This is a genomic window from Kitasatospora sp. NPDC033851 (assembly GCF_055576085.1).
Genome location: NZ_JBVIRL010000001.1, coordinates 91365 through 114781, shown reverse-complemented (window position 1 = coordinate 114781; position 23417 = coordinate 91365). Strand labels below are relative to the sequence as shown.

Below are 23417 nucleotides of genomic sequence, written 5' to 3'. Positions count from 1 at the left end.
AGGTGACGAACGGGGCGGCAAGTCATCCTCAGGGCAAGTGGCCGGCCGGGCTCATTCGGACGGCGCTCCCGGGCGGTCGAGCAGCCCGCGGAGGAATCCGTCCCAGTCGATCCCGTCCAGCTCCGCCTCGGCCGGGGTGATCCGGTAGGTGGCGTCCAGCCAGGCCGCCAGCCGCCCGGTCGGCAGCTCGAACAGGGCTTCCAGCTCCGGGGTTTCGAGGAGCAGCCAGGAGGAGGCCCGCTCGTCGGGCTGCGCCGGCCACATCCGGACGTCGCCGCAGCCGCTCATCGTCGTCAGGCCGCGGTGCAGGAGCTCGCGGCCGAACCGCCAGATGAGGATCGGGCCGCGTTCCGCGAGGAATTCGACGGTGATCACCGCGGGCGTCGCCGGATCGAACCGGAACTCCGCCTGCACGGGAAGCCGGGTGAACTCGTCGAGCATCCGGTCGATGTCCAGGAGCAGCGAGGGCAGGTGCGCGGGCGTCGAACGTGCCCACAGGGGCGGTTGGTCGCGGTACATGGCAGGCGTTCCCCTCCGAGGTGCGAACTGTGCGGCCCCCACTCTTCGCCCGGGGCGGCCCCCGCACATCGGTCACTTGACGGTGAAGGCCCGGTGCGATGCGGGGGAGTTCACGCGGCCGGGACGGCTCGGCGTGCCGCGCGCGGCCTGTCGGACGCACCGTCATTTGACGGTTCCACCGCCCGCCGCGTCGACCTCGGGGCTCGGAATGGGCATGGCGAAGGGGCCGACAGCTCGCGCTGTCGGCCCCTCTCGGTCTTCCGTTTTCCGCCGTGGCCCCGCCGAACAGGGCTGCGGGACAGGTCACTTGGCCCGCAGGGGCCCCGCGAAGGACTTGCGCAGGGACGGGGGAGCGGCCACCGGGAGGAGGGCGGCGAGCACCTTGCCCTTGACGGTGGTGGGTTGCCGGGTGAGCTCGACGTCGACCCGGGTGCCGTTGTCCTCGGAGGTCATCCGGAAGACCCAGCCGCCGCCGGCTCCGAAGAGCTTGGAGTCGAGGGTGGTGATGGTGACGGTGTCGCCGCCCGGCTTCCACTCGTACCGTGCGCGTTCCCAGGCGGCGGCGGTGCCCTCGGTGACCTCGGCCCAGGTGTCGCCGAGGTCGTGGACCTCGAAGTGCTTCGCGTCGATCGTGGGCCAGGTCTCGGCGCGGGAGGGGCCGAAGTCGGTCAGTACCGCCAGGACCTCCTCCGGGCCGAGCGTGGAGACGAGATGGAACCGTACGACTGTCATGTGGGGTTTCCTCACCGAAGAGTGACCGTTCTGGCCGGTGGCGAAAGAGTTCCATGGCAAGGCGTCACCAGTCAAGGAGGTGACGATGCTGAGGTGTCATGATGCCGCTCGGGGAGAGGGGGCCGGGGTCACCGGGCGTCGAGCAGGCCGGTGGTGATGGTGTCCCAGTCGACGGCGGCGAGTTCGCGTCCCGCGGGGACCGCCTCGTAGGTGTGCGCCAGCCACTCCGCCAGCGGTGCGACGGGCAGTTCGAACAGGGCCGCGGTGTCGGCGGAGACCAGCCGGAGCCACGCGGTCGCCCGGTCCGTACCCTCCGCCCCTTCCGTACCGTCCGCCCCTTCCGTACCGTCCATGCGCTCCGACGGCCGGACCTGGACGTCGCCGAGCCCGCTGCGCGCGGACAGCCCGCGCCGGAGCAGGTCCCGACCGATGCGCCACCGCACACAGGGGCCGCCGTCGACGCGCAACTCCACGGACACCACCAAGGGGTGCTCCGGGTCGTACCGGAACCCGGCCCGGACCGCCTGCCGGGCGGAGAGGCCCAGGACGCGCTCGATGTCCAGGGTGAGGTCGGGTACGCCGGGTGTCGTTCGGTTCGCCCGGGCACCTGGCCGGTGGCCGCTCATGACGGGTGGGTCCTTCCCTGTGTGTGACGGACGTCGGTCCGCCCCACTCTCGCCGTCCCGGCGTCGCCGTACATAGGTAAGTCGACCGTCGATCTTCAGTCATTCGACTGTCGTCCGCGGCCCCCGTCCGGGCGATGCTGGAGTTCACGCGTTCCGCTCGTCGGGCAGCGTGCCCAGGGCGTCGCGCAGGGCGGCCCGGGAGGTGATGCCCAGTTTGGGGAACACGCGGTAGAGGTGGGAGCTGACCGTGCGCGGCGACAGGTGCATCCGGGCGCCGATCTCCTTGTTGGTGAGACCGCCGGCGGCGAGGTCCGCGATCCGGCGTTCCTGCCAGGTCAGGGCCGCGAGATGGGTCGAGGAGGCGAGCGGGGAGGCGCCGGCGGCGCGCAGTTCGACCCGGGCGCGCTCGGCCCAGGCGGCCGCACCGAGCCGTTCGAACGCCTCGGCGGCGAGGGTCAGTGCCGGTCGGGCCGCCTTCCGCCCCTGGGAGTGGCGCAGGCGGACGCCGTGGGCGAGGCGGATGCGGGCGAGTTCGAACGGGAAGCCGGGTGCGGCCGGGTGGCTTTCGGCGCGACGGTACATCTCGGCGGCCTCGGCCGGGTCGGTGGCGGTCATGGCGAGCGCGCCGTGGGTGATGACGGCGAGGCGGGGCGAGATGTCGGGCAGGTCGGCCTCGCGGGCGGCGAGCGCGTGCCGACGGGCCTGCTTGGAGCGGCCGGTGTGCAGCGCCGCCTCGACGAGGTCGAGGAGCGTGCGGGAGGCCTGGTGGGCGTAGGGCGCGAAGGAGCCGGGGGGCGTGATGCCGATGGCGTGGAGGTAGGCGGCCTCGTAGTCGCCCTCGCCGAGGGCGGCGGTGGTGCCGATCGCGTCGGCTATCTGGGTGAGGAAGCCGACGCCGCGCGGGCGGGCCCAGGCGTCGACGGCGGCCTGGAGCTCCCGCGCGCGCTCCGCCCGGCCCTGCAGCGCGGCCAGCAGGCCGAGGTACGCGCGGGTGTGATGAGCGAAGAGGGCGTGCCCGTGCGCCGTCGTCAGCCGCAGTCCGCGCTCTCCGGTCCGCTCGGCCTCGTCCCACTCACCGACGGCGATCTGGTCGAGCATGATCAGGTGCAGCATGGTCATGCCGGACACCATGGCGCCGGTCTCCACCTCGCGGTCGACGGTGCGCTGCAGGTGCGGCCGGTACTGGCTGAGGGTGTCCACGTGGTACGCGGCGACGGACAGCCGGCTGATGTCCCACGGCTCGAGCCTGCCGAGGTCGGCGAACTCCCGCTCCACCCGCGCCCGCACCCCGGCCCCGCGCCGGACCACGTCGCCCCACGCGTCCTGGTAGATCCGGGAGTTGGCGGACACCAGGTCGCCCAGCGAGCCGAGGAGTTCGTGGGTCCGCTCCCACGCCGTCTCGTCGCCCGCGTACTGGTTGATGGCCAGGAGCAGGTTGACCAGCCGGGCGAGCGCCTCGCTCGGCTCCCGCACCCCGCCGTCGCGGACGCCCTCGATCGCCGCCAGGACCTGGCGCCGCGAGGAGCGCACGTCCCCGTCCTCGTACAGCGCGACGTAGGCCGACGCGACCACCGATGCCGGCGACTCGCCCGTCCCGGCCGCGCCGTCCGAGCGGACGAGCTGCTGGGCCCGGTCCAGCAGACCGGCGTGACCGGCGATGAACGACGCGTCGCCCAGCCGCCGGGATCGCTCCCGGTGACCCTCGCTCAGCTCCGCCGCCCGGGTCAGCCAGGCCACGGCGGCCACCGCGCTGCCGCGCCGGGTCGCGGAGTCGGCGGCGGCCTCCAGCGCGGCCGCGACCCGCTCGTCCGGGTCGACCATCGAGGCCGCCAGGTGCAGGGCGTGCCGTTCCACGTCCTCGCGGTGCACCCGCGCGAGGACCGCGTGCGCCGCGCGCCGCTCGTTGGGGGTTGCCAGCTGGACGACCGTCGACCGCACCAGCGGGTGCCGGAAGACCAGGTCGCCGCTGAACGGGTCGACGTCCAGCAGCCCGCCGTCCGCGGCCTCGGCGGCGTCCGTCATCCGATAGCGGGTACGGCGGGAGTTGCCGGCCGCACCCGCCGTGCCCGCACCGGCGCCGTCCAGGGCACCGCGCAGCAGCTCCGCGCGCACGGCCCCACCCAGCGCCTCGATGCGGGCGCCGTACACCTGCTGCAGGCGCCGGGGCAAAGGGATGCCGGCGTACCCGAACGGCTCTGCGCGGTCGCCGGCCGGTCGGCCGCTGCGCAGCACGTGGGGCGGCAGTTCCAGCAGCGCCAGCGGGTTCCCCTGGGCCTCGTCCAGGACCAGGCGGCGGACCAGGGGGTCCAGGCCGGGGTGGTGCAGGTCCAGGAGCTCCTCCGAGGCGCGCTCCGACAGCGTGGTCACCGGCAGTCGGGGCAGCGCGGCCGTGTCGAAGCCGGAGGGCACGTCGGAACGCAGGCCGACGACGAGCTTCACCGAACTGCCGGTGAGCCGTCGCCCCACGAACCCGCACACCTCGGTGCTCGGGGTGTCCAGCCACTGGCCGTCGTCGAGCACCAGCAGGAGGGGCCGCCGCGAGGCCGCGAGGGAGAGCAGGTCGAGGACGGCGATGCCGAGGGTCATGACCGAGGGCGGCGGCCCCTCGCTCCGGCCGAACACGACGTCCAGGACCGCCCGGTGGCCGTCGTCCAGCCGGTCCATGTCGGGGAGCAGCGGGTAGAGGAACTGGTGCAGGCCGGCGAACGGCAGCTCCCACTCGGCCTCGACCCCGACCGCCCTGATCACCCGGTGCGGCTCGCCGGGATCCTCGCCGTGCTCCTTGGCGTGCTCTTCGCTGAGCCGTCGGCCCGACGCGAGGTCGGCGACGTGGTCCAGCAGGGTGCTCTTTCCCACTCCCGTGTCACCCCGCAGGACGAGGGCCCGGCCCCCGGAGGCCGTCACGAAGTCGGACAGCACCTCCTGCTCGTGTGCGCGGCCGACCATGGTCCGGTCGATCGATTCCAACGTTCCCCACATCCTTCGCGCCGCGGCGACTGACACCCGCCGACGCGTCTTCGTCCACACGCTGCGTGCGGTCTTCCGAACCGGTGGCCGTCCGACACATGTCCGCCACCCTGACGCAAGAGACTAGATGTCCCGCAGGTGTTCCGTCACCTGGTACAGGCCAACATATTCGGGCGGCGCAGCCTCCGGCCGCGCCCGGGGCGAGACACATGTGTGCTGTCCGAAGTCGCCGCGGCCCGGTGCGACCCGTCGCGACCCGCTGCGGCCCGCCGCACGGCTGCGCCCAGTACGGCCGTTTCCGGCGGTACTGGGCGGCGGGACCGGGCGTGGGGCGGTCAGCGGGCGGTCGCGCGGGCGGCCTGCTCGATGACGTCCGCGACGAGGCGGGGGTGGGAGACGGCGACGGAGTGCGAGGCGGCCACCTCGGTGGTGTGGGCGTGGGCCCGCTCGGCCATGTAACGCTGCACCGCGGCGGGGATGTTGAGGTCGCGCGTGGTGACGATGGACCAGCTGGGCTTGGTCTGCCAGGCGGCGCTGGTGGCCTTCTCCTCCAGCGCGGCCTGGGCGATCGGGCGCTGTTCGGCGGCCATCAGCGCGGCCTGGCCGGCGGGGACGTCGGCGGCGAACTGGTGGCGGAACTTGTCCTGCCGGATGTACAGGTCGGTGCCGGTGCTGCCGTCACCCTGCCGGTAGGTGACGGGGTCGAGGGCGTCGGGGAGGGTGGAGCCCGGGTACTTGCCGGTGAGCTCCAGGGCGGTCTCGCCGGGGGCGGGCAGGAAGGCGGCCACGTAGACGAGGGCCCTGACGTCGGGGTCGTCGGTGGCGGCCTCGCTGATGACGTTGCCGCCGTAGGAGTGTCCGGCGAGGATCTTCGGGCCCTTGATGTGGTCGAGGACGGTGCGCAGGGCGGCGGCGTCGGAGGCCGGACCGCGCAGCGGGTTGGCGGCGGCGACCACGGGGTAGCCGTCGGCGCGCAGTTCGGCGACGACGGCGTTCCAGCTGGAGCCGTCGGCGAAGGCGCCGTGCTCCAGGACGATGGTCGGCTTGGCGCGGCCGCCGAAGCCGTCGGCCTCGGCGGCGCCGGTCGCGCCGCTGGCGGAGCTCGGGAGGGTGAGCGCGCAGAGCGCGAGACCCGCCGTGAGCGCCGAGACCGCACCCGTCACTACTCGCTTGCGTCCACCCTTGATGCTCACCACGACAAACCCCTTTCGGACATTTCGGCAGTGGACGGGCCGGACGCGCCGACCCGTCACCGCTCTGACTGGTGATGAGTTTGTCGTGGCGTCGAGTCACCTGTCAAGGTGGTGACGGGTCGGGCCGGCTACCCGTGCCGCAGGCGGGCGTCGACCCGCACGGCCACCGACAGCAGGTCCCGGTCGGCCATCCGACGCCCGATCAGCTGCAGTCCGACCGGCGGGGACCCGGTGACGGGAAGCGGCACCGTCACCGAGGGCAGACCGGCCGTGGCCGCGGGGGAGGTGTTGCGGATCAGGGTGAAGAACGTGGGCGCGTCCTGCCCGTTGAGGGGGAGGGAGTCCTCGAAGCGGCGCAGCGGCCGGGCGCATACCGGGACGGTGGGGCTGAGGATCGCGTCCAGGCCGTCGGCCGCGAACAGGCCCGCGTAGGCCGCCTGCATCGCTTGCCGCTGCGCGAGCGCCCCCTGCAGCGCGGCGGGCCCCGGGTACCCCGGGCCGCTGGGCAGGGCGGTCGCCCGGAGCGTCTCCGCCATGACCGGGTCGCCCGCCGTGTCGAGGACGTCGGCCGGCGTGAGCCCGGCGCGGTGTTCCTCGAGGTAGCGGCCGAGAGCGGCGGCGAACTCGCCGAAGACGAGCGGGAATCCGATCCGGGAGTCGTACGCGACCAGGTGTGCCGTGTCCACGGGGACCCAGGTGTGCCCCGCCGCGGCGAGACGGTCGACGGCCGCCTCCCAGGCGTCCCGGACGGGGCCCTCCAGGTCCTCGGTGAACACGTGCCTCGGCAGGCCCAGCCGGAGCGGGCGTTCCGGGTCCTGCGGACTCCCGGTCTCCCCGGTGAGGAGGGTGTCCAGCGTCAGGAGGCGGTCGAGGGTGTTCGCCATCGGACCGGGCGTGTCGCGCGTGGGGCACAGTGGCGTGAGACCCGCCGAGGGGTAGCGCCCGGCGCTGGGGCGCAGGCCGTAGATCCCGTTGAGGGCGGCCGGGATGGTCATGGAACCGCCGGTGTCGGTGCCGAGCCCGGCCTCCGCGACGCCCGCCGCCACCGCCGCGGCCGTACCGCCGCTGCTGCCGCCCGCGAACAGGGCCGGGTCGGTGGCGTTGCCGACGGCGCCGAAGGTGTGGTTGCAGGAGGTGGCACCCAGGGCCAGCTCGTGCATGTTCGTCTTGCCGAGGACGATCGCCCCCGCCGCGCGCAGGGATCGGACCACCGGCGCGTCGGCGTCGGGGACGAAGCCCTTGAGCGCGGGGGTGCCCGCGGTGTTGGGCAGCCCCGCGACATGGATGTTGTCCTTGACGACGAGGCACCAGTGGGCCTGCCCCTCCTGGTCACCCCGAGCATCGCGCCGGGTGTCGTGACGGGCCGCCTCGGCGAGTGCCCCCTCGGCGTCGAGTGTGATGAACGCGTTGAGGTGGGCGGTCGCGGCGGCGCGGTCGAGCGCCGCCGACACCGTCTCCTGCGCGAGGCCCTGGCCGGCCGTGTCCGGGTTGACCATGAACGTTCTCCTTCGCACTGCTCTTCGTGTGGGTGGACGAGTGTGTTCGTGGACGAGTGTGTCGTGAACGAGTCCGCCGTGGCCCGCCCCGGGTAACGATGCCTCAGGCAGGGCCTCGGAGAGTGGGGAATCGGTCAAACACGTGTGTCCGGCCGGCTCGGCGAGCGGGCACCCCGGAAGCGTCACCACCTTGACAGGTGATGTATCAAGGCGCACGCTGAGCGGATGAACGATGACCTCGCCCGCGACCCCGCCGCCGAAGCGCGGCACGCGCGCTACGGCAGCCTGCCCGAGCGCATCCGCTTCGAGGACATGACCGAAGGGGTGGACACCGGGCCGGGCGGCCAGGCAGGCGACCCGTACAACCCCGAAGGCTCCTGGACGTTCTACAACTGTCTCGCCGTCGACCTGAGCCTGTAGGCGCCGGCGGAGACCACCCCCTCGGCCCCCGTCCGGGGTGCCGCGCCCCGCCGGGGCCACTGCCTCATGTGCCCGGGACACCGGGTGCAGGAGACTGCTGGCATCCGGTGGGTCGCGGAGAGGAAAGGGTGCTCATGGCTGCGGAGAGTGCGCGGAGAGCCTGGGGGCGGCCCCGGTCCGGCCCGGCGGAGCGGCAACTGGCCATGGCGGGTCTGTGCGCCGTCGTCTGCCTGGTGGCCGGGGGTCTGTGGATCGGCTACGTCCTGAGCCACCAGGGCGTCCCCGGGATCTCCCAACCCGCCCACCACCTGGCGGTCCTGGGCTACGGCCTCGCCGCCGTCGCGGGCGGGGTGCTGCTGCACGCGCACCGCCCGGGCAACCAGCTCGGCTGGGTGCTGCTCGCGTACGGGACGGCGCTGATCGTGCCGCTCGCCGCCCAGGCCCCGGTCTGGGGCGAGGTGGGCGACTCGCGGGTCGTCGGAGCCGTGGTGGTCCTGGTGTCGGCCGGATACACCGTCAGCGGCACCATCTGGCACGCGCTGCCACTGTGGCTGCCGTACGGGACCCTGCCGAGCCGCCGGTGGTGGTACGCGATCGGCGCCCTGGCCCTGTGGATGCTGCCCCAGGCCGGCTACTACGTCTACCAGCCCACGGTGTTCGGCCGGCCCAACCCGCTCGCCGGCAGCACCGTCGCCGAGTGGCTGCGGACGTTCAACGACCGGATGCACCTCACCCAGCTCGTCGTGTTCGTGGTGCTGACCGTCCTGGTGATCCTGGTCCCGCTCGCCCGCACCCGGGGGGTGCCCAAGCGGCGCCGGCAGAACGTCCTGCTCGCCCTCGGCGTCTACCTGCTGTGGGGCGGCGCCGAACTCGGCTACTACTTCGACGACCAGAGCACGCCCTCGTACGTCGCCTTCGCGGTGGCCTCCGCGCTGTGGACGCTCACCCTGGCCGCCGTCGTCGTCCGGGACGGCTCCTGGCGGCTCGACCGGGCGGCCCGGCGGGTCCTGGTCGGCCTGCTGATCGCCGCCGGACTGGTCGTGGTGTTCGTGCTGGTGGCCTGTGTGCTCTCCACCATGCTGATGCCCGGGCGGCGCGGTGCCGGGGCGCTGCTGCTGGTCGCCCTCGTCTTCCTGCTCGCGGCCGGCCTGCCGCGGGGCGTGGGCTGGGCCTCCGGCGTCGTCGACCGCTGGTACTACGGCGCGCGCGCCCAGCCGTACCAGGTGCTGCGCAGCCTCGCCGGACGGGTCAGCCAGACCGTCGACCCGCAGGACGTGCCGGCCGTGCTGTGCGCCACGGTCAGTGACGAACTCCGGCTGTCCGGTGTGGCGTTGACCGTCTCCACCCGTGGCGGCGAACGCCCGCTGGCCGCTGTCGGGGACCGCTCCGGCCGCGGCGAGGGCTTCGCCCTGGTCCACCGGGGCGCCGAGATCGGACGGCTCACCGTCGCCCCGCGCCCCGGCCAGCAGACCCTCGACGACAGCGACCGCGACATCCTGCGCTCGCTCGCCGACCAGGCCGCGCCCGCCGTCGCCTCCCTCCAGCTGATGGAGGACCTCCGGGCGAGCCGCGAGCAGATCGTCGCGGCCCGCGAGGAGGAGCGCCGCCAGCTGCGCCGCGACATCCACGACGGACTCGGCCCGCTGCTGGCCGGCCTGCGGCTGCGGCTGCAGGGGGCGGCCGCGGTGGACGACCCGGCGCTGTTCTCCGGCGCGCTGGAGCGGGTCGCGGACGACCTCGCCTCGGCGGTCCGGGAGGTCCGGCGGGTCACCGACCGGCTCGGGCCCACCGCGCTGGGCGACTACGGACTGTCCCGGGCGCTGGACCGGCTCGCGGAGACCTTCAGCGGCGCCGACCTCGCCGTCACCGCCCGGCTGGAGCCGGATCCGCTGCCGGAGCTGCCCGCCGCCGTGGAGGTCGCCGTCTACCGGATCACCGCGGAGGCGCTCAACAACGTGCTGCGGCACGCCCGGGCGAGCAGCGCCACGGTGTCCGTCCGGGTGGACGCCGGGGCGCTGGAACTCGTCGTCGAGGACGACGGGCAGGGCCCGGGCCGCAGTGGCCCGGCGCACCCGGGGGTGGGACTGCGGTCGATGTCCGAGCGGGCCGCGGAGATCGGCGGCAGCTGCACCGTCGACGCCCTGGGCCGCGGCACCCGGGTGCACGCGGTCCTCCCGCGCCGGCCCGCGGGCGGCTGAGCGCGGACGCCCCTTCGGTGGCACGCCACCGCCCCCGGCGCGACGGGCGGTCGGCCGGGGGCGGGACCTGCGGGGGATCTAAGGAGCACAAGGGTTGACAACGGAATCAATTGCAGTTCGGCGGATTGGGGCAATGGGGCTTGGCCGGGCCGCCGCCGTGACCGTGCCCGAGGTGGGGCCGCGGCTTCGGCCTGCGGCTACCCTTGACGCTCTCGACGCTCCTGACCGGGCACCTGCACGCCCGGGCGGCTGCGGCGAGGCTCACGGCGGCGAAGAGCGCGGCCGCACCGGCCGCCATCAGCGCCGTGCCGACCGTTCTGTCGGTCATGGTGACCTCCACGGTGGGTTCCGCAGGCCGGCCGCTCCGACCTGCTCCTCCATGCCACCGCCGGTCCTGCCCCATCCGCATGGGGCGAGGGTCCTGTCCCGGTCCCGCTGAGCGCGAGGACGGTCACCGTGCGTGATGCCGGTGCGGGCGGTGGCTGGTCTGGTGTCCGGCACCTCCGCGGCCGGGTGCCGCTGCGTTGCACGGGACACCCCCGCGTTCCGGTCGGGGGGTGGGTGCGGCGCGGGTGCGGTGCGGGTGCGGTGCGGAGGCGGCGCGGGTGCGGTGCGCTGGGGGCGACTCGGCGGACGGCCGGGCCCGGGCAACCGCGGGAGCCTCTTCTGGAAGCGTAGCGGGGCGAACATCCTTTGCAACTCGGCTACTTGGGAACTCGGTGCAAGGGTGCAAAGGCGGAGGGGGTGGGAGGGAACGGGTTCGTTCACTAACATCGACAGTAGGCCCGTGACAGTAGGCCCGTGACAGTGGGCCCGTGAGGGAGAAAACGCATTCGCCATTGCTTGGGCGGCCGAGCGCCTTTCACCATTCGCGGATACTGGCGGATCGGAGAACGACGGCGCGGGAGAATGTGTGTACCGGTGGGATCGAGGAAGGGCGACTGAAGAAGGTGCGCAGCCATGACCGCTGATACGGATGCCGTGCGAGGACCGGTGACGGGCGCCCCGCTGCGGCGACGCGGCGAGGCGTTGGAGAGCGCCATCTACGAGGCGGTCCTCCAGCAGCTCACCACCGACGGCTACGCCCGGCTGACCATGGAGGGGGTGGCCGCCGCTGCGCAGACCGGGAAGGCCGCGCTCTACCGCCGCTGGTCCTCCAAGGAGGAACTGGTCATGGACGCGCTGCGGAACAGCCTGCCGCCCGGCGCGTCGGCCCCCGACACCGGCAGCCTGCGCGGGGACCTGCTGGAGGTGGTGGCCAGGCTGCGCGCCGCGATGTTCAGCGAGCTGGGCGCCGCCGTCCGGGCGATCATGAGCGAGCTCGACCACCAGCGGGCGCACGCCTTCGTGGAGATCGTGTTCGAGCGGGTGGTCGAGCCGACGACCGCGCTGATGGCCGAGGTGCTGGACCACGGTGCCGCACGCGGCGAGGTCCGCCCCGGGGCGGTCACCCCGCTGGTCACCGACCTGGTGCCGGCACTGATGCTGTACCGGATCAAGATGTGCGGCGGGGACGCGGTGCAGCTCGATCCGGAGGAGATCGTCGACGAGGTGCTGTTGCCGATCGTCCGTCCGTGACGGGCGCGGGTAGGACGATCGGCAGCAGCCCTCGGAATTCCGGCCCCGGAATCGGCCGGAATCGGGCCGGTGCCCATCCGGTTATCGGCCTGGTGCTCATTCCGGGGTAATTCCCGGGATTTTCGGTGAAGGCGCGGGCCGCGTTCACGCCCCGCTGTGGCGGAGCATCTCCTCGCGCTCGACGACCTTCACCCGCTCGCGGCCCTCGGCCTCGCCGAGCGCGCGCTCGTGGGCGTCGAGCAGCTGCCAGCCCGCCCAGGTGGTGTACCGGACGCCCTGGCCGCGCAGGTGCTCCTCGACCGCCGCCGGGTCCGGCTCGACGGCGCCGGGCAGACGGCCGGCCGCGTGGTCGTCCAGCAGGCAGGCGACCGTCTCGTTGGCGTCGCCCTTGGTGTGGCCGATCAGGCCGACCGGGCCGCGCTTGATCCAGCCGGTGACGTACGTGGCGGAGCGGTGCGAGCCGTCGCCGTCCTCGACCCGGCCGGCCGTGTGCGGGACGGTGCCCGAGACCGGGTCGAAGGGCAGCTTGGGCAGCTCGTCGGAGTAGTAGCCGACGGCCCGGTAGACCGCCTGCACGTCCCAGTCGGTGAAGCGGCCGGTGCCGCGCACGTTGCCGGTGCCGTCCAGCTCGGTGCGCTCGGTGCGCAGCCCGACCACCCGGCCGTCCTCGCCGACGACCTCCACGGGGGACTCGAAGAAGTGCAGGAAGATCCGGTGCGGGCGGTCCCCGACGTCGCGGATCGCCCAGTTCTCCAGCGTCGCCGCGACCAGGTCGACGTGCTTGACCGCGCGGCGCTCGGCGATCGAGCCGGCGTCGTACTCGATGTCCTCGGGGTTGACGATCACCTCGATGGTCGGGGAGTGGTCCAGCTCGCGCAGCTCCATCGGGCTGAACTTGGCCTGGGCCGGGCCGCGGCGGCCGAAGACGTGCACCTCGCGGGCGCGGTTGTGCCGCAGGCCCTCGTGGACGTTCCCGGGGATCTCGGTGGGCAGCAGCTCGTCGGCGGTCTTGGCGAGGATCCGGGCGACGTCCAGTGCGACGTTGCCGACGCCGAGCACCGCGACCTTCTCGGCCTCCAGCGGCCAGTTGCGCGGCACGTCCGGGTGGCCGTCGTACCAGGAGACGAAGTCGGCCGCGCCGTAGGAGCCGTCCAGCTCGATGCCGGGCAGGTCCAGCGGGCGGTCGGCCGTCGCGCCGGTGGCGAAGACGACGGCGTCGTAGAACCGGTGCAGGTCGTCCAGGGCGAGGTCGGACGGGTAGTCGACGTTGCCGAACAGGCGGACCTGCGGCTTGTCGAGCACCTGGTGCAGGGCCGACACGATGCCCTTGATGCGCGGGTGGTCGGGCGCGACGCCGTAGCGGATCAGGCCGAACGGGGCGGGCATCCGCTCGAACAGGTCGATCGAGACGCCGGGCGTCTGGGCGGCGTCGGACTTCAGCAGGGCGTCGGCGGCGTAGATGCCGGCGGGGCCGGCACCGACGATCGCGACTCTGATCGGGCGGGGCATGACGGGCGGTCCCTCCGGTCGGGCGCAGCGGGAGGTGGTCTGGACCCTTGCAGCCAACCCGGTGGTGGGACGGGGGTGTAGTCGGTTCCGGTCTATGAGGTCATAGAGACAAGCTATGACGGCGACGACCGGTGACCGGGCTGGCGGCGCGGGCCGCCCGCCCGGTCACCGGTCGGGCAGCGCGCGGTCAGCTCCCGTCGGCCGAGGGCTGCGCCGGAACGGCGGGCGGCTGGGCCGGGGCCCTGACGGCCGAGGCGTCCGAGCCGCCTGTGCCGTCCGTGCCGGCCGAGCCGTCGGCGATCCGGGCGGCGGAGGCCTCGAAGAAGCGCAGCAGCTCCACCGGGAACGGCAGCACCAGCGTCGAGTTCTTCTCCGCCGCCACCTCGACCACCGTCTGCAGCAGCCGCAGCTGCATCGCCGCCGGGGTCTCGGCCATCTTGGCGGCCGCTTCGGAGAGCTTGGCCGCGGCCTGGAACTCGCCGTCGGCGGTGATGATCCGGGCCCGGCGCTCGCGGTCTGCCTCCGCCTGGCGGGCCATCGAGCGCTTCATCGAGTCGGGCAGGCTGACGTCCTTGATCTCCACCCGGTCGATGTGCACGCCCCAGCCGGTGGCCGGGCTCTCCAGCATGACCTCCAGCCCCTGGTGCAGGTTCTCCCGGCCGGAGAGCAGGTCGTCCAGCTCGCTCTTGCCGATGATGGAGCGCAGCGAGGTCTGGGCGACCTGCAGCATGGCGAAGGCGTAGTTCTGCACGTCCACGGTGGCCCTGATCGGGTCGATCACGCGGAAGTACAGCACCGCGTCGACGCTGACCGAGACGTTGTCCTTGGTGATGCCCTCCTGCGCGGGCACCGGCATGGTGATGACCTGCACGTTGACCTTGCGCATCCGCTCCAGCACCGGCATCAGCAGGGTGACGCCCGGCTCGCGGACCTGCTCGCGCACCCGCCCGAGCCGGAAGACCACACCGCGCTCGTACTGCTGCACCACCCGCACGCCGGTCATCAGCCAGAGCAGGAGCACCACGACCACGATCACGACCACTGCCACGATTTCGACCTCCCCCGTCGCGGCGCAGCCGGGCCGGGACCGGATGGGCCCTGTCGCGCGCTGCGAGCCGCGCAGGACAGTATGCGCCGGGGGAGGGAGGGGTGACAGGCGTGTGCACAGCGGTTTTGACAGATCTTTAGCGGACGGTGGCCGGTCGGGGTGGCGGTCTGCTGCCGGCCCGGTGCTGGCCTGCGGGATCGAGGTCGGAACCCGGGCCGTCGACGGTGCTCACCGACACGCACGGGGCCGCGCTGTTGCTCGACTTGCCGCAGGCCGGACGCTTGGATGGGTGCGCCCTGGCCAACCCGACGGCCCCGGCCAGCCGAGGAGTCACCACCGTGAACGACACCCCCGATGCCGCCGCCGTGGCCCGCCGGATCACCGAACGGCGCGAGCAACTCGGCCTGAGCGAGGAGGACCTGGCGCGCCGGGCCGCGATGGCCCCCCGCTACCTGCGGCACCTGCTCGAAGCCGGGCCCGTGTTCGACCCCGGAGGGTTCCTGCGGATCGCTGCCGCCCTCGGCAGCAGCCGGGCCGAAATCCTGGAGGGCCGCACCGACTCTCCGCCCGGACAGGGCGGCCCCGGCCCGCGCCCCCGGCTGCAGAACCTCACCGAAGCCGAATGCTGGGAGCTCGTCGGCACCCACGGTATCGGCCGGATCGGCCTGCCGGTCGAGCCGGGACCGCAGGTCCTGCCCGTCAACTACGTCGTCGACCGGGCCTCCTTCGCCTACCGCACCGGCGCGCACGCGGGCACCGCCCCGGACGAGGGCGCCGTGGTCTCCTTCGAGGTCGACCACATCGACGAGTACCTCGGCCGCGGCTGGAGCGTGCTCGCCCTCGGCCCGGCGCACTACGTGGACGACCCGGACGAGTTGGAACGCCTGGCCGGCCTGCCCGGCGCGGCACCGTGGGCGGGCGGCGACCGGCCGTGCTGGGTCCGGATCCGCCCGCAGGAGATCACCGGGCGCCGGCTGGTCTCGGGCTGAGGCGGCGGGTCGCCGGGCGAAGGGGTGGCCGGGGTGGGACGGGGTGTCGGCGCTGCCGCGGGGTCGGGGCGCGTCCGTCCGTCATCGGGTCAGGCACCGCTGCTCACCGTCGGCAGGTGACCGGGTGCGGCCCGCGCCGCGTACCGCCGCGAGGTGGCGGGCCAGGGCGAGGGTGGCGAGTTCGGCGAGGAGTGTGCACACGCCCCACCAGCCGGTCCGGTTCCACACCCGGACGCCGAGCCAGGAGCCTGCGCTGCCGCCCAGGTAGGCGCAGGTCATGTAGGCGGTTCTGAGGCGGCCTCGGGCCTTCGGCCGCAGGGCGTTGACCCGGGTCTGGCCGGCGACCATGCCGCACTGCATCGCCACGTCGAGCAGCAGGGTGCCGACGGTCAGGGCGGCCAGGCCGAGCGGGCCGCCCCGGCCGCCCGCGGTGAGGACGGCGGCGGAGACGAGGACACCGAGCAGGCAGACCAGGTTCACGGGGTCGGGGCCGTGGCGGTCCACCAGCCGGCCGGCGTACGGGGTGCAGAGCACGGTGGCCGCGCCGACCAGGGCGAGCCCGCCGACCGCCCGGGCGTCCAGCCCGTACGTGGGGCCGGTGAGCAGGAGGGACAGGCAGGTCCAGACGGCGGAGAACCCGGCGAAGACGCTCGCCTGGTAGACGCAGGAGCGGCGCAGCTCGGACTCGTCGCGCAGCAGGCGCAGCGGTGCGGCGAGCAGGGCCGGGTACGGCGCGTGGGAGGTGGGGGCGGTGGCCGGGACGGTGCGGGCCAGGACGGCGGCGAGGAGCAGGGTGAGGGCGGCGGCGGCCAGGTAGGGGGCCCGCCAGCCCAGCCACTCGCCGAGGGTGCCGCTGAACGTGCGGGCCAGCAGCATGCCGCCGGTGGACCCGCTGAGCAGGGCGCCGGTCACCCTTCCCTGGCGGTCGGGGCCCGCCAGGCCGGCCGCGAGCGTCCCGACGATCTGGGCGGCGACCGTGGTGAGGCCGACGGCGGCACTCGCCGCGACCAGGACGGGCAGGGTCGGCGCGCAGCCCGCGGCGAGCAGGGCCAGGCCGGTGAGGGTGAGCAGGGTGACGAGGAGCGGGCGGTGGGGGAGCCGGTCACCGAGCGGGACGAGCAGGACGATTCCGGCGGTGTAGCCGAGCTGGGTGGCGGTGACGACGAGGGCCGCCGCGTCCGGGGGGACGTGCAGTCCGGCGGCGATCAGCGGGCCGACGGCCTGCGGGAAGTAGAGGTTGCCGACCGCGACGGCGCAGGTGACGGACAGCAGCAGGACCAGTCGGCGGGTCATCCGTCACCCCGCGCGGGGGCTCCGGCGGCGGTGCGCCGTACGGGAGTTGTGAGCGGAGTCGTCGGTGTCATGGCGCCAGTGCACGGCATCGTCGTGGCGCCGCCAATCGATGTAGCGTGGTGCTTGATGATCAGCTTCGTACTCGACGTCGAGGACCTCGCGGACACCCGGTTCGCGCTGTCGCCGCTGCACGAGGCCGTGCTGAGCCTGCGGGTGCTGCAGGACCCCGGGTTGTCGGCGCTGCACCTGCCGTGGCGCAGGTCGGTCCTCGGCCGGCTGGGGGCGCTCGACGCCGGGCTGCTGATGTCCCTGGTCGCCCGCCGGCGCACCGTCCCCGACTTCCTGACGCCGATTCCCGGGAGTTTCGCGCCGGGCTTCGAGGAGGAGCTGTCGGTCGTGCGCCGGACCTCCCCGGCCCTGGTCCGCCGCGACCTGCTGCTGACGCACGCACCGGACCCGGTGCCGGAGGCCCTGCGGGTCGCGGCGGAGGGCGATGACGACGCGGTCGCCGGGCTGCGCGACGCCCTGTGCGAACTCCTGCGCCGGTACTGGGAGTCGGCGATCGCGCCGGAGTGGCCGACGATGCGCCTGGTGCTGGAGGCGGACATGACGTACCGGGCTCGGCGGCTCGCCCTCGGCGGCGCCCGCCTGCTGTTCGCCGACATGCACCCGGACCTGCGCTGGCGAGGCGGCGTGCTGCACATCGACCGGATGATCAGCCGGCACCGTGTCGCGGCGGCGGGCCGGGGGCTGCTGCTCATACCGTCCGTGTTCGCGCACAAGCCCGCGCCGCCGCTCAGCCCGGAGGAGCCGCCGAGCCTGGTCTACCCGAGCCGGGGCGTGGCCACCCTGTGGGACTCCCCGCCGGCCGAGGGCCTGATCGGGCTGCGCGGCCTGACCGGCCTGGCCTCCCCGACCGGCCCGTCAGCCCTGGCCGCGCTGCTCGGCGCGCCGCGCGCCCGGCTGCTGGTTCTGCTGGCGGAGCCGTCGGCCACCGTGGAGGTCGCCCGCCGGCTGCGGGTCACGCCGAGCGCCGTCTCCCAGCACCTGCGGGTCCTGTACGCGGCGGGCCTGGTCGCCCGGGCCCGCGACGGGCGGCACGTCCTGTACCGGCGCAGCGCGTTGGGCGACCAGTTGGTGGCCGGGCGCGCGGCGGTTTCGTAAAGGCGGGTTCGTAGCGGCGGGTTCGTAGCGGCGGGTTCGTGGCGACGGGTTCGTAACGGCGGGTTCGTAGCAGCGGGTTCGTAGCGGCGGGTTCGTGGCGGCGTTTCAGGAGGGGCGTCTACGAGCGGTACTGCCGCCAGTCGTCGAACCAGCGGCCGGAGATCGGGGTGTGGGCCCGCTTCTCCGGCGAGTCGGGGCGCTCCGCGTGCGCGAGGTCGTCGAGGTACCACTCGGTGAAGGTCGCCGGGCGGTCGTCGTCGGTGAGCAGCGGGTTGAGGCGGTCGCAGGTGCCCCGGCCGTCGAACCACATCGTGCCGCGCTGCGGGCCGCTGACCACGAGCAGGGTGGAGAAGCTGCAGCCGCCCGCGACCAGGAAGACCGCCCCGCTGACGCGGGCCTCGGCGGCGGCCTCCGCCTCCTCGCTCCAGGCGGCGTGCGCGGCGGCGAAGGCGGCGGGGTCGGCGTGGTCCCCCTCCTTCGGAGCGCGGTCCCAGACCTCCTCCTCGGCGGCGAGGGCGGTGTCGTGGTCGGGGAACGGGGTGCCGAGCCGGGCGAGGAGGGTGTCGTGGTCACCCCGCCAGCGCCAGCCGTGGTCGGAGCGGTGCAGCTCGCGGATGCGGTTGTGCTCGCTGCCCGCGCTGACGTGCAGCAGGTACCGGCGGTAGTCGGCGGGGAAGGCGAGGCCGAACTGTTCCTCGGCCTCCCGGATGTGGGCCTCGGTCAGCGGCGGCGGAAGGGGAGGACGCGGACCGCCCTGTTCGGCTTCCCGCATCGCCCGCAGGGCGAGCGCCCGCCGCCGGACGTCGCCCCAGTCCACCTCCGCTGTTCGCATGATCGGATTGTGTCAGGCGGCTTGGAGCCGGATCCCGGCGGACCCCCGGCGGCCCCCGGCGTTGCGTACGGTCCCTGCTCGGCCCGTGGACGCGCGCGCCGATGACTGGTATCCAGGCCACTGGGTAACCGGGCGGAGCCGGCCGCCGAGCCGGGACGTACGCGATGCCGGGACGTACCACCACCGGGACGTGCCAGCAGGAGAGCAGGGGCGATGCGCAGAGTTCTGATCGTCGGCGCCGGGCAGGCCGGACTCCAACTGGCCCTGGGGCTGCAGTCCCACGGCTACGACGTGACGGTGCTGACGGACCGCAGCGCGGAGGAGGTGCGGGCCGGGCGGGTGCTCTCCTCCCAGTGCATGTTCGACTCCGCGCTGCGCACCGAACGCGCCCTCGGCCTGGACCTGTGGGCCGACGAGGCGCCCCGGATCGAGGGCGTCGGGGTGTCGGTGACCGGGCCGGAGTCGGCACGGGTGATCGACTGGGTCGGACGGCTGGAGGCCTCCGCGTACTCCGTCGACCAGCGGCTGAAGATGTCCGCCTGGCTGGAGACCTTCGCCGAACGCGGCGGCCGGGTGGAGCTGCGCAAGGTGACCGCCGCCGACCTGCAGCACCTGGCCGGCTCGTACGACCTGGTGCTGATCGCCTCCGGCAAGGGCCCGCTGGGCTCGCTGTTCGAGCGCGACCACGCGCGCTCGCCGCACGAGCGGCCGCAGCGCGCGCTGGCCGCCGCCTACGTGCACGGGCTCGCGCCGCGCCCCGAGCACGACTTCCCGGCGGTGCGCTGCAACGTGGTGCCCGGTATCGCCGAGTTGTTCGTGATGCCGGCCCTGACCGTGTCGGGGCCCTGCGACATCCTGCTCTGGGAGGCCGTGCCGGGCGGACCGGCGGACGCCTTCGACGGGATCCGCGACCCGGCGGAACACCTGCGGGTGACCCTGGAGTTGATGAAGACCTTCACCCCTTGGGAGTACGACCGGGCGCGGTCCGGCGTCGAACTCACCGACGCCGGCGCCACCCTGGCCGGGCGCTTCACCCCGGTGGTCCGCCACCCCGTCGGCGAACTGCCCGGCGGCAGCACGGTACTGGGCGTGGCGGACGTGGTCGTCACCAACGACCCGATCACCGGGCAGGGCGCCAACAACGCCGCCAAGTGCGCGACGGGCTACCTGGCGGCGATCCTCGCCCACGGCGACAAGCCCTTCGACCGCGACTTCCAGCAGGCCGCCTTCGACGGCTTCTGGGAGACCGCGGGCCCGGTCACCACCTGGACCAACGCGATGCTCGCCCCGCCGCCCCCGCACGTCCTCGACCTGCTCGTCGCGGCGGGCGAACACCCGGCCGTGGCCGACCGGTTCGCCAACAACTTCAACGATCCGGCGGACGTGGAGCGGTGGTTCCTCGACCCGGCGAAGGCCGCCGCCTACCTGGCCTCGGTCACGGCCGATAACTGAAAGGTCACAACCTTTCCGAATCGGGTGCGAACACGCGTTGATCATGGTGGGTTCGTGTCGCCCCCTCGCCGAGCGGGTATGCGGCTCGGGACGCGAGCCGTACGGACATCCGGACAACAGGAGACACGTGGTGGCGGTCGACGGGGGCAACATGGCCCAGGCAGTGATCGATACGGCGTACAACGAGCGCAAACGGCTGCACACCGGCCGTAGCCGGACCACCGCCGTGGTCGTGCTGGGCCTGCTGGCCGCAGTCGGCCTCTTCCTGGCGCTGGTGGTCGGGAAGTCGGACCCGAACTCCGCACCGACCTGCGACGGCAAGACCATGACCCGGGACAGCGAGTGCCGGATCTGGTCCAACCACGGCGGCGGGGGCACCTACTCCTACGACGAGATGATCGACCGCCGGGAGTCCTCGAGCAGCGTGTGGCGGTACATCGGCTTCGGCGGCGCCGGCCTCGCCGTCGTCCTGATGGTGGTCTCCTACAGCAAGCTGGACCCGAACCGCCCCTGGGGCAAGCCGGTCAGCGCGGCCTGCCCGCGCTGCCGGGAACTGAACCTGCGGGAGAAGGTCACCGTCCACAGCGTCACCAAGGGCCGCACCACCTACCGCTACAGCGGCATCGTCACCCTCTGCACCCCCGCCTGCGGCTTCTCCACGATCCGCCAGCGCTGACCGTCCGTTCCCCGGGCGTTCGGCCCCTGGGCGTTCGGCGCCTCGGGTGGCGACCGTCTCGGGTGGCGTCTCGAATAGGACGCCCGGCTCCCACCGACTACGCTCGGCCCCGATCGAACAAGTGATTGGGTGGACCGAGTGGGCAGGTGGGAGCGGGCGCTGGACGCCGCCGGCGTGCAGGACCCCGGACTGCGGGCCGACTACGGCCGGCAGCGGGAACAGGTCACCCGGTACAAGCGGGAGGTCACCCTGGCGGCCGGCCTGCTGCTGCCGGACCGCACGGTCCCGCACGTGATCGCGGCGGCCGCCTTCATGCACCGCACCGACACCCTGCTCGACAGCGGCCCCCTCGCGCAGCGCCGGGCGGCGTCCGCCCGCTGGCAGCGGGAGGTCACCGAGAGCCTTGCCGCCGGCCGCACCGACGACCCCGAGCTGCGCCCCCTGCTGAACAGCGTCGGCGCGCACCCCGCCCTGCGCGAGCGCGTCCTGGACTTCCTCGCCGCGGCGGACGCGGACCTCGACTTCACCGGGTTCGCCACCGAGGCGGAGTACCAGGCGTACGTGGACGGGTACTCGCTGCCCGGCTTCATGGTCGTCGCCGGCCTGCTCGGCCCGGCCGGCGACCAGGCGGTCTTCCGCGCCGCCTGCCGCACCTACATCGACGGCGCCCAGCGGCTCGACTTCGTCAACGACCTCGCGGAGGACCTGGCCGAGGGCCGGCTGACGGTCCCCGAGCAGACCCTGCGCGAGCACGGCGTCACCCGGGCCGACCTGGAACAGGCCCGCGACCTGCCGGCCGTCCGGACGCTGCTCGGCGACCTGCTCGACCGGGCCGACCGCACACTCGCCGAGGGCAGGGCCGTCATCGAGCTGGTGCCGCCCGCCCACCGGCCGATGGTTCGCTGCCTCCTCGGGGTGGACGAGCTCATCAGCGCCGCCGCCCGCGCCGACCTGGGCGCGCTGCTCCGCCGCTCCGCGAGCCCCGCCAAGGCCGCCGCGCTGCGCCTGCTCGGCCGCGAGTACCTCCGGGCCCGGCGGCTCCGCGACTGACGGGCCGAGCCATTCACGCGAGCCGCCGCTGACGTTCCGCCAGAAAGCCTTCCGGGCAGGCGAGTCGGGCCGGCAGCGCGGGTCAGGGCAGATGCCTGCCCGACGGGGCTTCCTCGGCTGAGTCCGTAGCCGACCCGCGGACTATACCCCGGTCGACACATCTTGAACGCACCAGCCCCGTAGGAAGCCGCTCCGCACCCAGGGCACCCAGCCCGCGGAGCGCCTCCGGCAGTCCGCCCGGCCTGCAGTCGATTTCGTCACCGATAGTCCCGTTCATGCTTCTCTGCGTGTTCACGGGTGCAGAACCCGGCGCTTCATGCGTTCAGGAAGATAACAAAAAAGCCAACATGATCTCGTCTTGGATTTACTTCTTGACTCCATCTGACATCTGCGGGTTGACTCCCTCCCACTCCGCCGCACCGTCGCGGCGACGTCAGGGAGGCACCCCCACATGAACGCAACGATGCGTCGCGCCGTTATCGCCACCGCAGCCGTCTCGATGGCCCTGTCCATGGCCGCCTGCGGCAAGGCCGGCGGCGACAAGAAGGACTCCGCCGCGGGTGGTGACACCAAGTCGATCGGTCTGCTGCTGCCCGAGAACGCGTCCTCGACCCGCTACGAGTCCTTCGACAAGCCGTTCATCGAGGCCAAGGTCAAGGCCCTGTGCGCGGACTGCAAGGTGCTCTACAACAACGCCGAGGGCAGCGCCGCCAAGCAGAAGCAGCAGTTCGACACCCTGATAGCCCAGGGCGTGAAGGTGATCGTCCTCGACGCGTTCGACGCCACCTCCACCCAGTCCTGGGTCAAGGAGGCCGCCGCCAAGGGCGTCAAGGTCGTCGCCTACGACCGCCTGGCCACCGGCCCGGTCGCCGCCTACGCCTCCTTCGACAACGAGAAGGTCGGCGAACTCCAGGGCCAGGCCCTGGTCGACGCGCTCGGCGCGCAGGCCGCCGACGCCAACATCGTCATGATCAACGGCGACGACGCAGACCCGAACGCCGGCCAGTTCAAGTCCGGCGCGCACAAGGTGCTCGACGGCAAGGTGAAGAAGGTCGTCTACGAGCAGTCGGGCGAGTGGAAGCCCACCGTCGCCGGTCAGAAGATCGGTGCCGCGATCACCCAGTTCGGCAAGGACGGCTTCCAGGCCGTCTACTCCGCCAACGACGGCATGGCGGGCGCCATCATCACCCAGCTCCAGGGTGCGGGCATCAAGGTCCCGGTCGGCGGTCAGGATGCCGGCCTCGACGCCATCCAGCGCATCGTCAACGGCGACCAGGCCTACACGATCTACAAGGCCTACAAGCCGCTCGCCGACAGCGCTGCCGAACTGGCCGTCGACCTCCTGCAGGGCAAGGACGTCAAGACCGTCGCGACCGCCAGCGTCGACAGCGCCACCGACAAGGGCATCCCGGCCAAGCTGCTCGACCCCAAGGTCGTCACCAAGGCCAACATCAACGACACCGTCATCGCCGACGGCCTCTACAAGGCCGCCGACATCTGCACCGCGGACTACGCCGCCGCCTGCGCCACCGCCGGCCTGAAGTAGCACCGCCCGGGCCGGGCTCCCCGCATCCCCGGGGAGCCCGCCCGCAGCCGCGGCGGACCTCGGCCCGCCCCGACAACCCCTTTTGACGCTCACCCGCCCGCCCGCACGGCGCGCGGGCCACCCCGGCCG

Annotated in this window: 19 protein-coding genes; 9 read left to right on the top strand and 10 right to left on the bottom strand. The window is 73.5% G+C overall.

Annotated features, from left to right (window positions below):
- Positions 1–51 precede the first annotated feature (51 nt).
- From ACZ51D_RS00520 to ACZ51D_RS00495, 6 genes are all read right to left on the bottom strand, one after another.
- A complete protein-coding gene (locus tag ACZ51D_RS00520) occupies positions 52–519 on the bottom strand; it encodes an SsgA family sporulation/cell division regulator (RefSeq protein ID WP_465614893.1) in 468 nt (155 codons plus the stop codon).
- Positions 520–822: 303 nt separating this feature from the next.
- A complete protein-coding gene (locus ACZ51D_RS00515) occupies positions 823–1251 on the bottom strand; it encodes an SRPBCC family protein (RefSeq protein ID WP_465614894.1) in 429 nt (142 codons plus the stop codon).
- A 128-nt stretch (positions 1252–1379) separates the two neighbouring features.
- Complete coding sequence (locus ACZ51D_RS00510; protein ID WP_465614895.1) at positions 1380–1877, bottom strand: SsgA family sporulation/cell division regulator; 498 nt, start codon at positions 1875–1877, stop codon at positions 1380–1382.
- 144 nt (positions 1878–2021) lie between these two features.
- On the bottom strand, positions 2022–4823 hold the full coding sequence (locus ACZ51D_RS00505) for a helix-turn-helix transcriptional regulator (protein ID WP_465661037.1): 2802 nt from the start codon (positions 4821–4823) through the stop codon (positions 2022–2024).
- A gap of 356 nt (positions 4824–5179) precedes the next feature.
- Complete coding sequence (locus ACZ51D_RS00500) at positions 5180–6040, bottom strand: alpha/beta fold hydrolase (protein ID WP_465660616.1); 861 nt, start codon at positions 6038–6040, stop codon at positions 5180–5182.
- Between the two features lie 125 nt (positions 6041–6165).
- Complete coding sequence (locus ACZ51D_RS00495) at positions 6166–7533, bottom strand: amidase family protein (protein WP_465660614.1); 1368 nt, start codon at positions 7531–7533, stop codon at positions 6166–6168.
- A 225-nt stretch (positions 7534–7758) separates the two neighbouring features.
- On the opposite strand from ACZ51D_RS00495, the gene ACZ51D_RS00490 reads away from it, so the two are divergent.
- From ACZ51D_RS00490 to ACZ51D_RS00480, 3 genes are all read left to right on the top strand, one after another.
- Entirely contained in the window at positions 7759–7953 is a 195-nt protein-coding gene (locus tag ACZ51D_RS00490; RefSeq protein WP_465614898.1) for a hypothetical protein, read from the top strand.
- Between the two features lie 134 nt (positions 7954–8087).
- Positions 8088–10151, top strand: a complete 2064-nt coding sequence (locus tag ACZ51D_RS00485) for a sensor histidine kinase (protein WP_465660613.1) — start codon at positions 8088–8090, stop codon at positions 10149–10151.
- A gap of 960 nt (positions 10152–11111) precedes the next feature.
- Positions 11112–11729 carry a TetR-like C-terminal domain-containing protein gene (locus tag ACZ51D_RS00480; RefSeq protein WP_465614900.1) on the top strand — a complete coding sequence of 206 codons (618 nt, stop codon included), beginning with the start codon at positions 11112–11114 and terminating at the stop codon, positions 11727–11729.
- Positions 11730–11873: 144 nt separating this feature from the next.
- Here the strand turns inward: ACZ51D_RS00480 and ACZ51D_RS00475 are convergent, their stop codons facing one another.
- Both ACZ51D_RS00475 and ACZ51D_RS00470 read right to left on the bottom strand, forming a co-directional pair.
- Positions 11874–13238, bottom strand: a complete 1365-nt coding sequence (locus ACZ51D_RS00475) for an FAD-dependent oxidoreductase (RefSeq protein ID WP_360501950.1) — start codon at positions 13236–13238, stop codon at positions 11874–11876.
- A 187-nt stretch (positions 13239–13425) separates the two neighbouring features.
- Positions 13426–14241, bottom strand: coding sequence for a slipin family protein (locus tag ACZ51D_RS00470; protein WP_360502020.1), 816 nt, complete (start codon positions 14239–14241; stop codon positions 13426–13428).
- Between the two features lie 383 nt (positions 14242–14624).
- Here ACZ51D_RS00470 and ACZ51D_RS00465 point away from each other — a divergent pair, with 383 nt between their 5' ends.
- Positions 14625–15275 (top strand): helix-turn-helix domain-containing protein, encoded by a 651-nt coding sequence (locus ACZ51D_RS00465; protein ID WP_465614901.1) that lies wholly within the window; start codon positions 14625–14627, stop codon positions 15273–15275.
- Between the two features lie 81 nt (positions 15276–15356).
- On the opposite strand, the gene ACZ51D_RS00460 is transcribed toward ACZ51D_RS00465, so the two are convergent.
- Positions 15357–16568 (bottom strand): MFS transporter, encoded by a 1212-nt coding sequence (locus ACZ51D_RS00460; protein WP_465614902.1) that lies wholly within the window; start codon positions 16566–16568, stop codon positions 15357–15359.
- Between the two features lie 126 nt (positions 16569–16694).
- Here ACZ51D_RS00460 and ACZ51D_RS00455 point away from each other — a divergent pair, with 126 nt between their 5' ends.
- On the top strand, positions 16695–17732 hold the full coding sequence (locus ACZ51D_RS00455; protein WP_465614903.1) for an ArsR/SmtB family transcription factor: 1038 nt from the start codon (positions 16695–16697) through the stop codon (positions 17730–17732).
- A gap of 118 nt (positions 17733–17850) precedes the next feature.
- Here ACZ51D_RS00455 and ACZ51D_RS00450 read toward each other — a convergent pair whose 3' ends face one another.
- The gene (locus ACZ51D_RS00450; RefSeq protein WP_465614904.1) at positions 17851–18564 is read right to left on the bottom strand and encodes an SMI1/KNR4 family protein; all 714 of its coding nucleotides are present in this window, start codon (positions 18562–18564) and stop codon (positions 17851–17853) included.
- A 213-nt stretch (positions 18565–18777) separates the two neighbouring features.
- Here ACZ51D_RS00450 and ACZ51D_RS00445 point away from each other — a divergent pair, with 213 nt between their 5' ends.
- The 4 genes from ACZ51D_RS00445 to ACZ51D_RS00430 all read left to right on the top strand — a co-directional run bounded on the left by ACZ51D_RS00445 (position 18778) and on the right by ACZ51D_RS00430 (position 23288).
- Positions 18778–20016: a styrene monooxygenase/indole monooxygenase family protein gene (locus ACZ51D_RS00445; protein WP_465614905.1), complete on the top strand. Its 1239-nt coding sequence runs from the start codon at positions 18778–18780 to the stop codon at positions 20014–20016.
- 130 nt (positions 20017–20146) lie between these two features.
- Positions 20147–20692: a hypothetical protein gene (locus ACZ51D_RS00440; protein WP_360501963.1), complete on the top strand. Its 546-nt coding sequence runs from the start codon at positions 20147–20149 to the stop codon at positions 20690–20692.
- A gap of 138 nt (positions 20693–20830) precedes the next feature.
- A complete protein-coding gene (locus ACZ51D_RS00435; protein WP_465614906.1) occupies positions 20831–21742 on the top strand; it encodes a phytoene/squalene synthase family protein in 912 nt (303 codons plus the stop codon).
- 451 nt (positions 21743–22193) lie between these two features.
- On the top strand, positions 22194–23288 hold the full coding sequence (locus ACZ51D_RS00430; protein ID WP_360501968.1) for a sugar ABC transporter substrate-binding protein: 1095 nt from the start codon (positions 22194–22196) through the stop codon (positions 23286–23288).
- Positions 23289–23417: the final 129 nt, after the last annotated feature.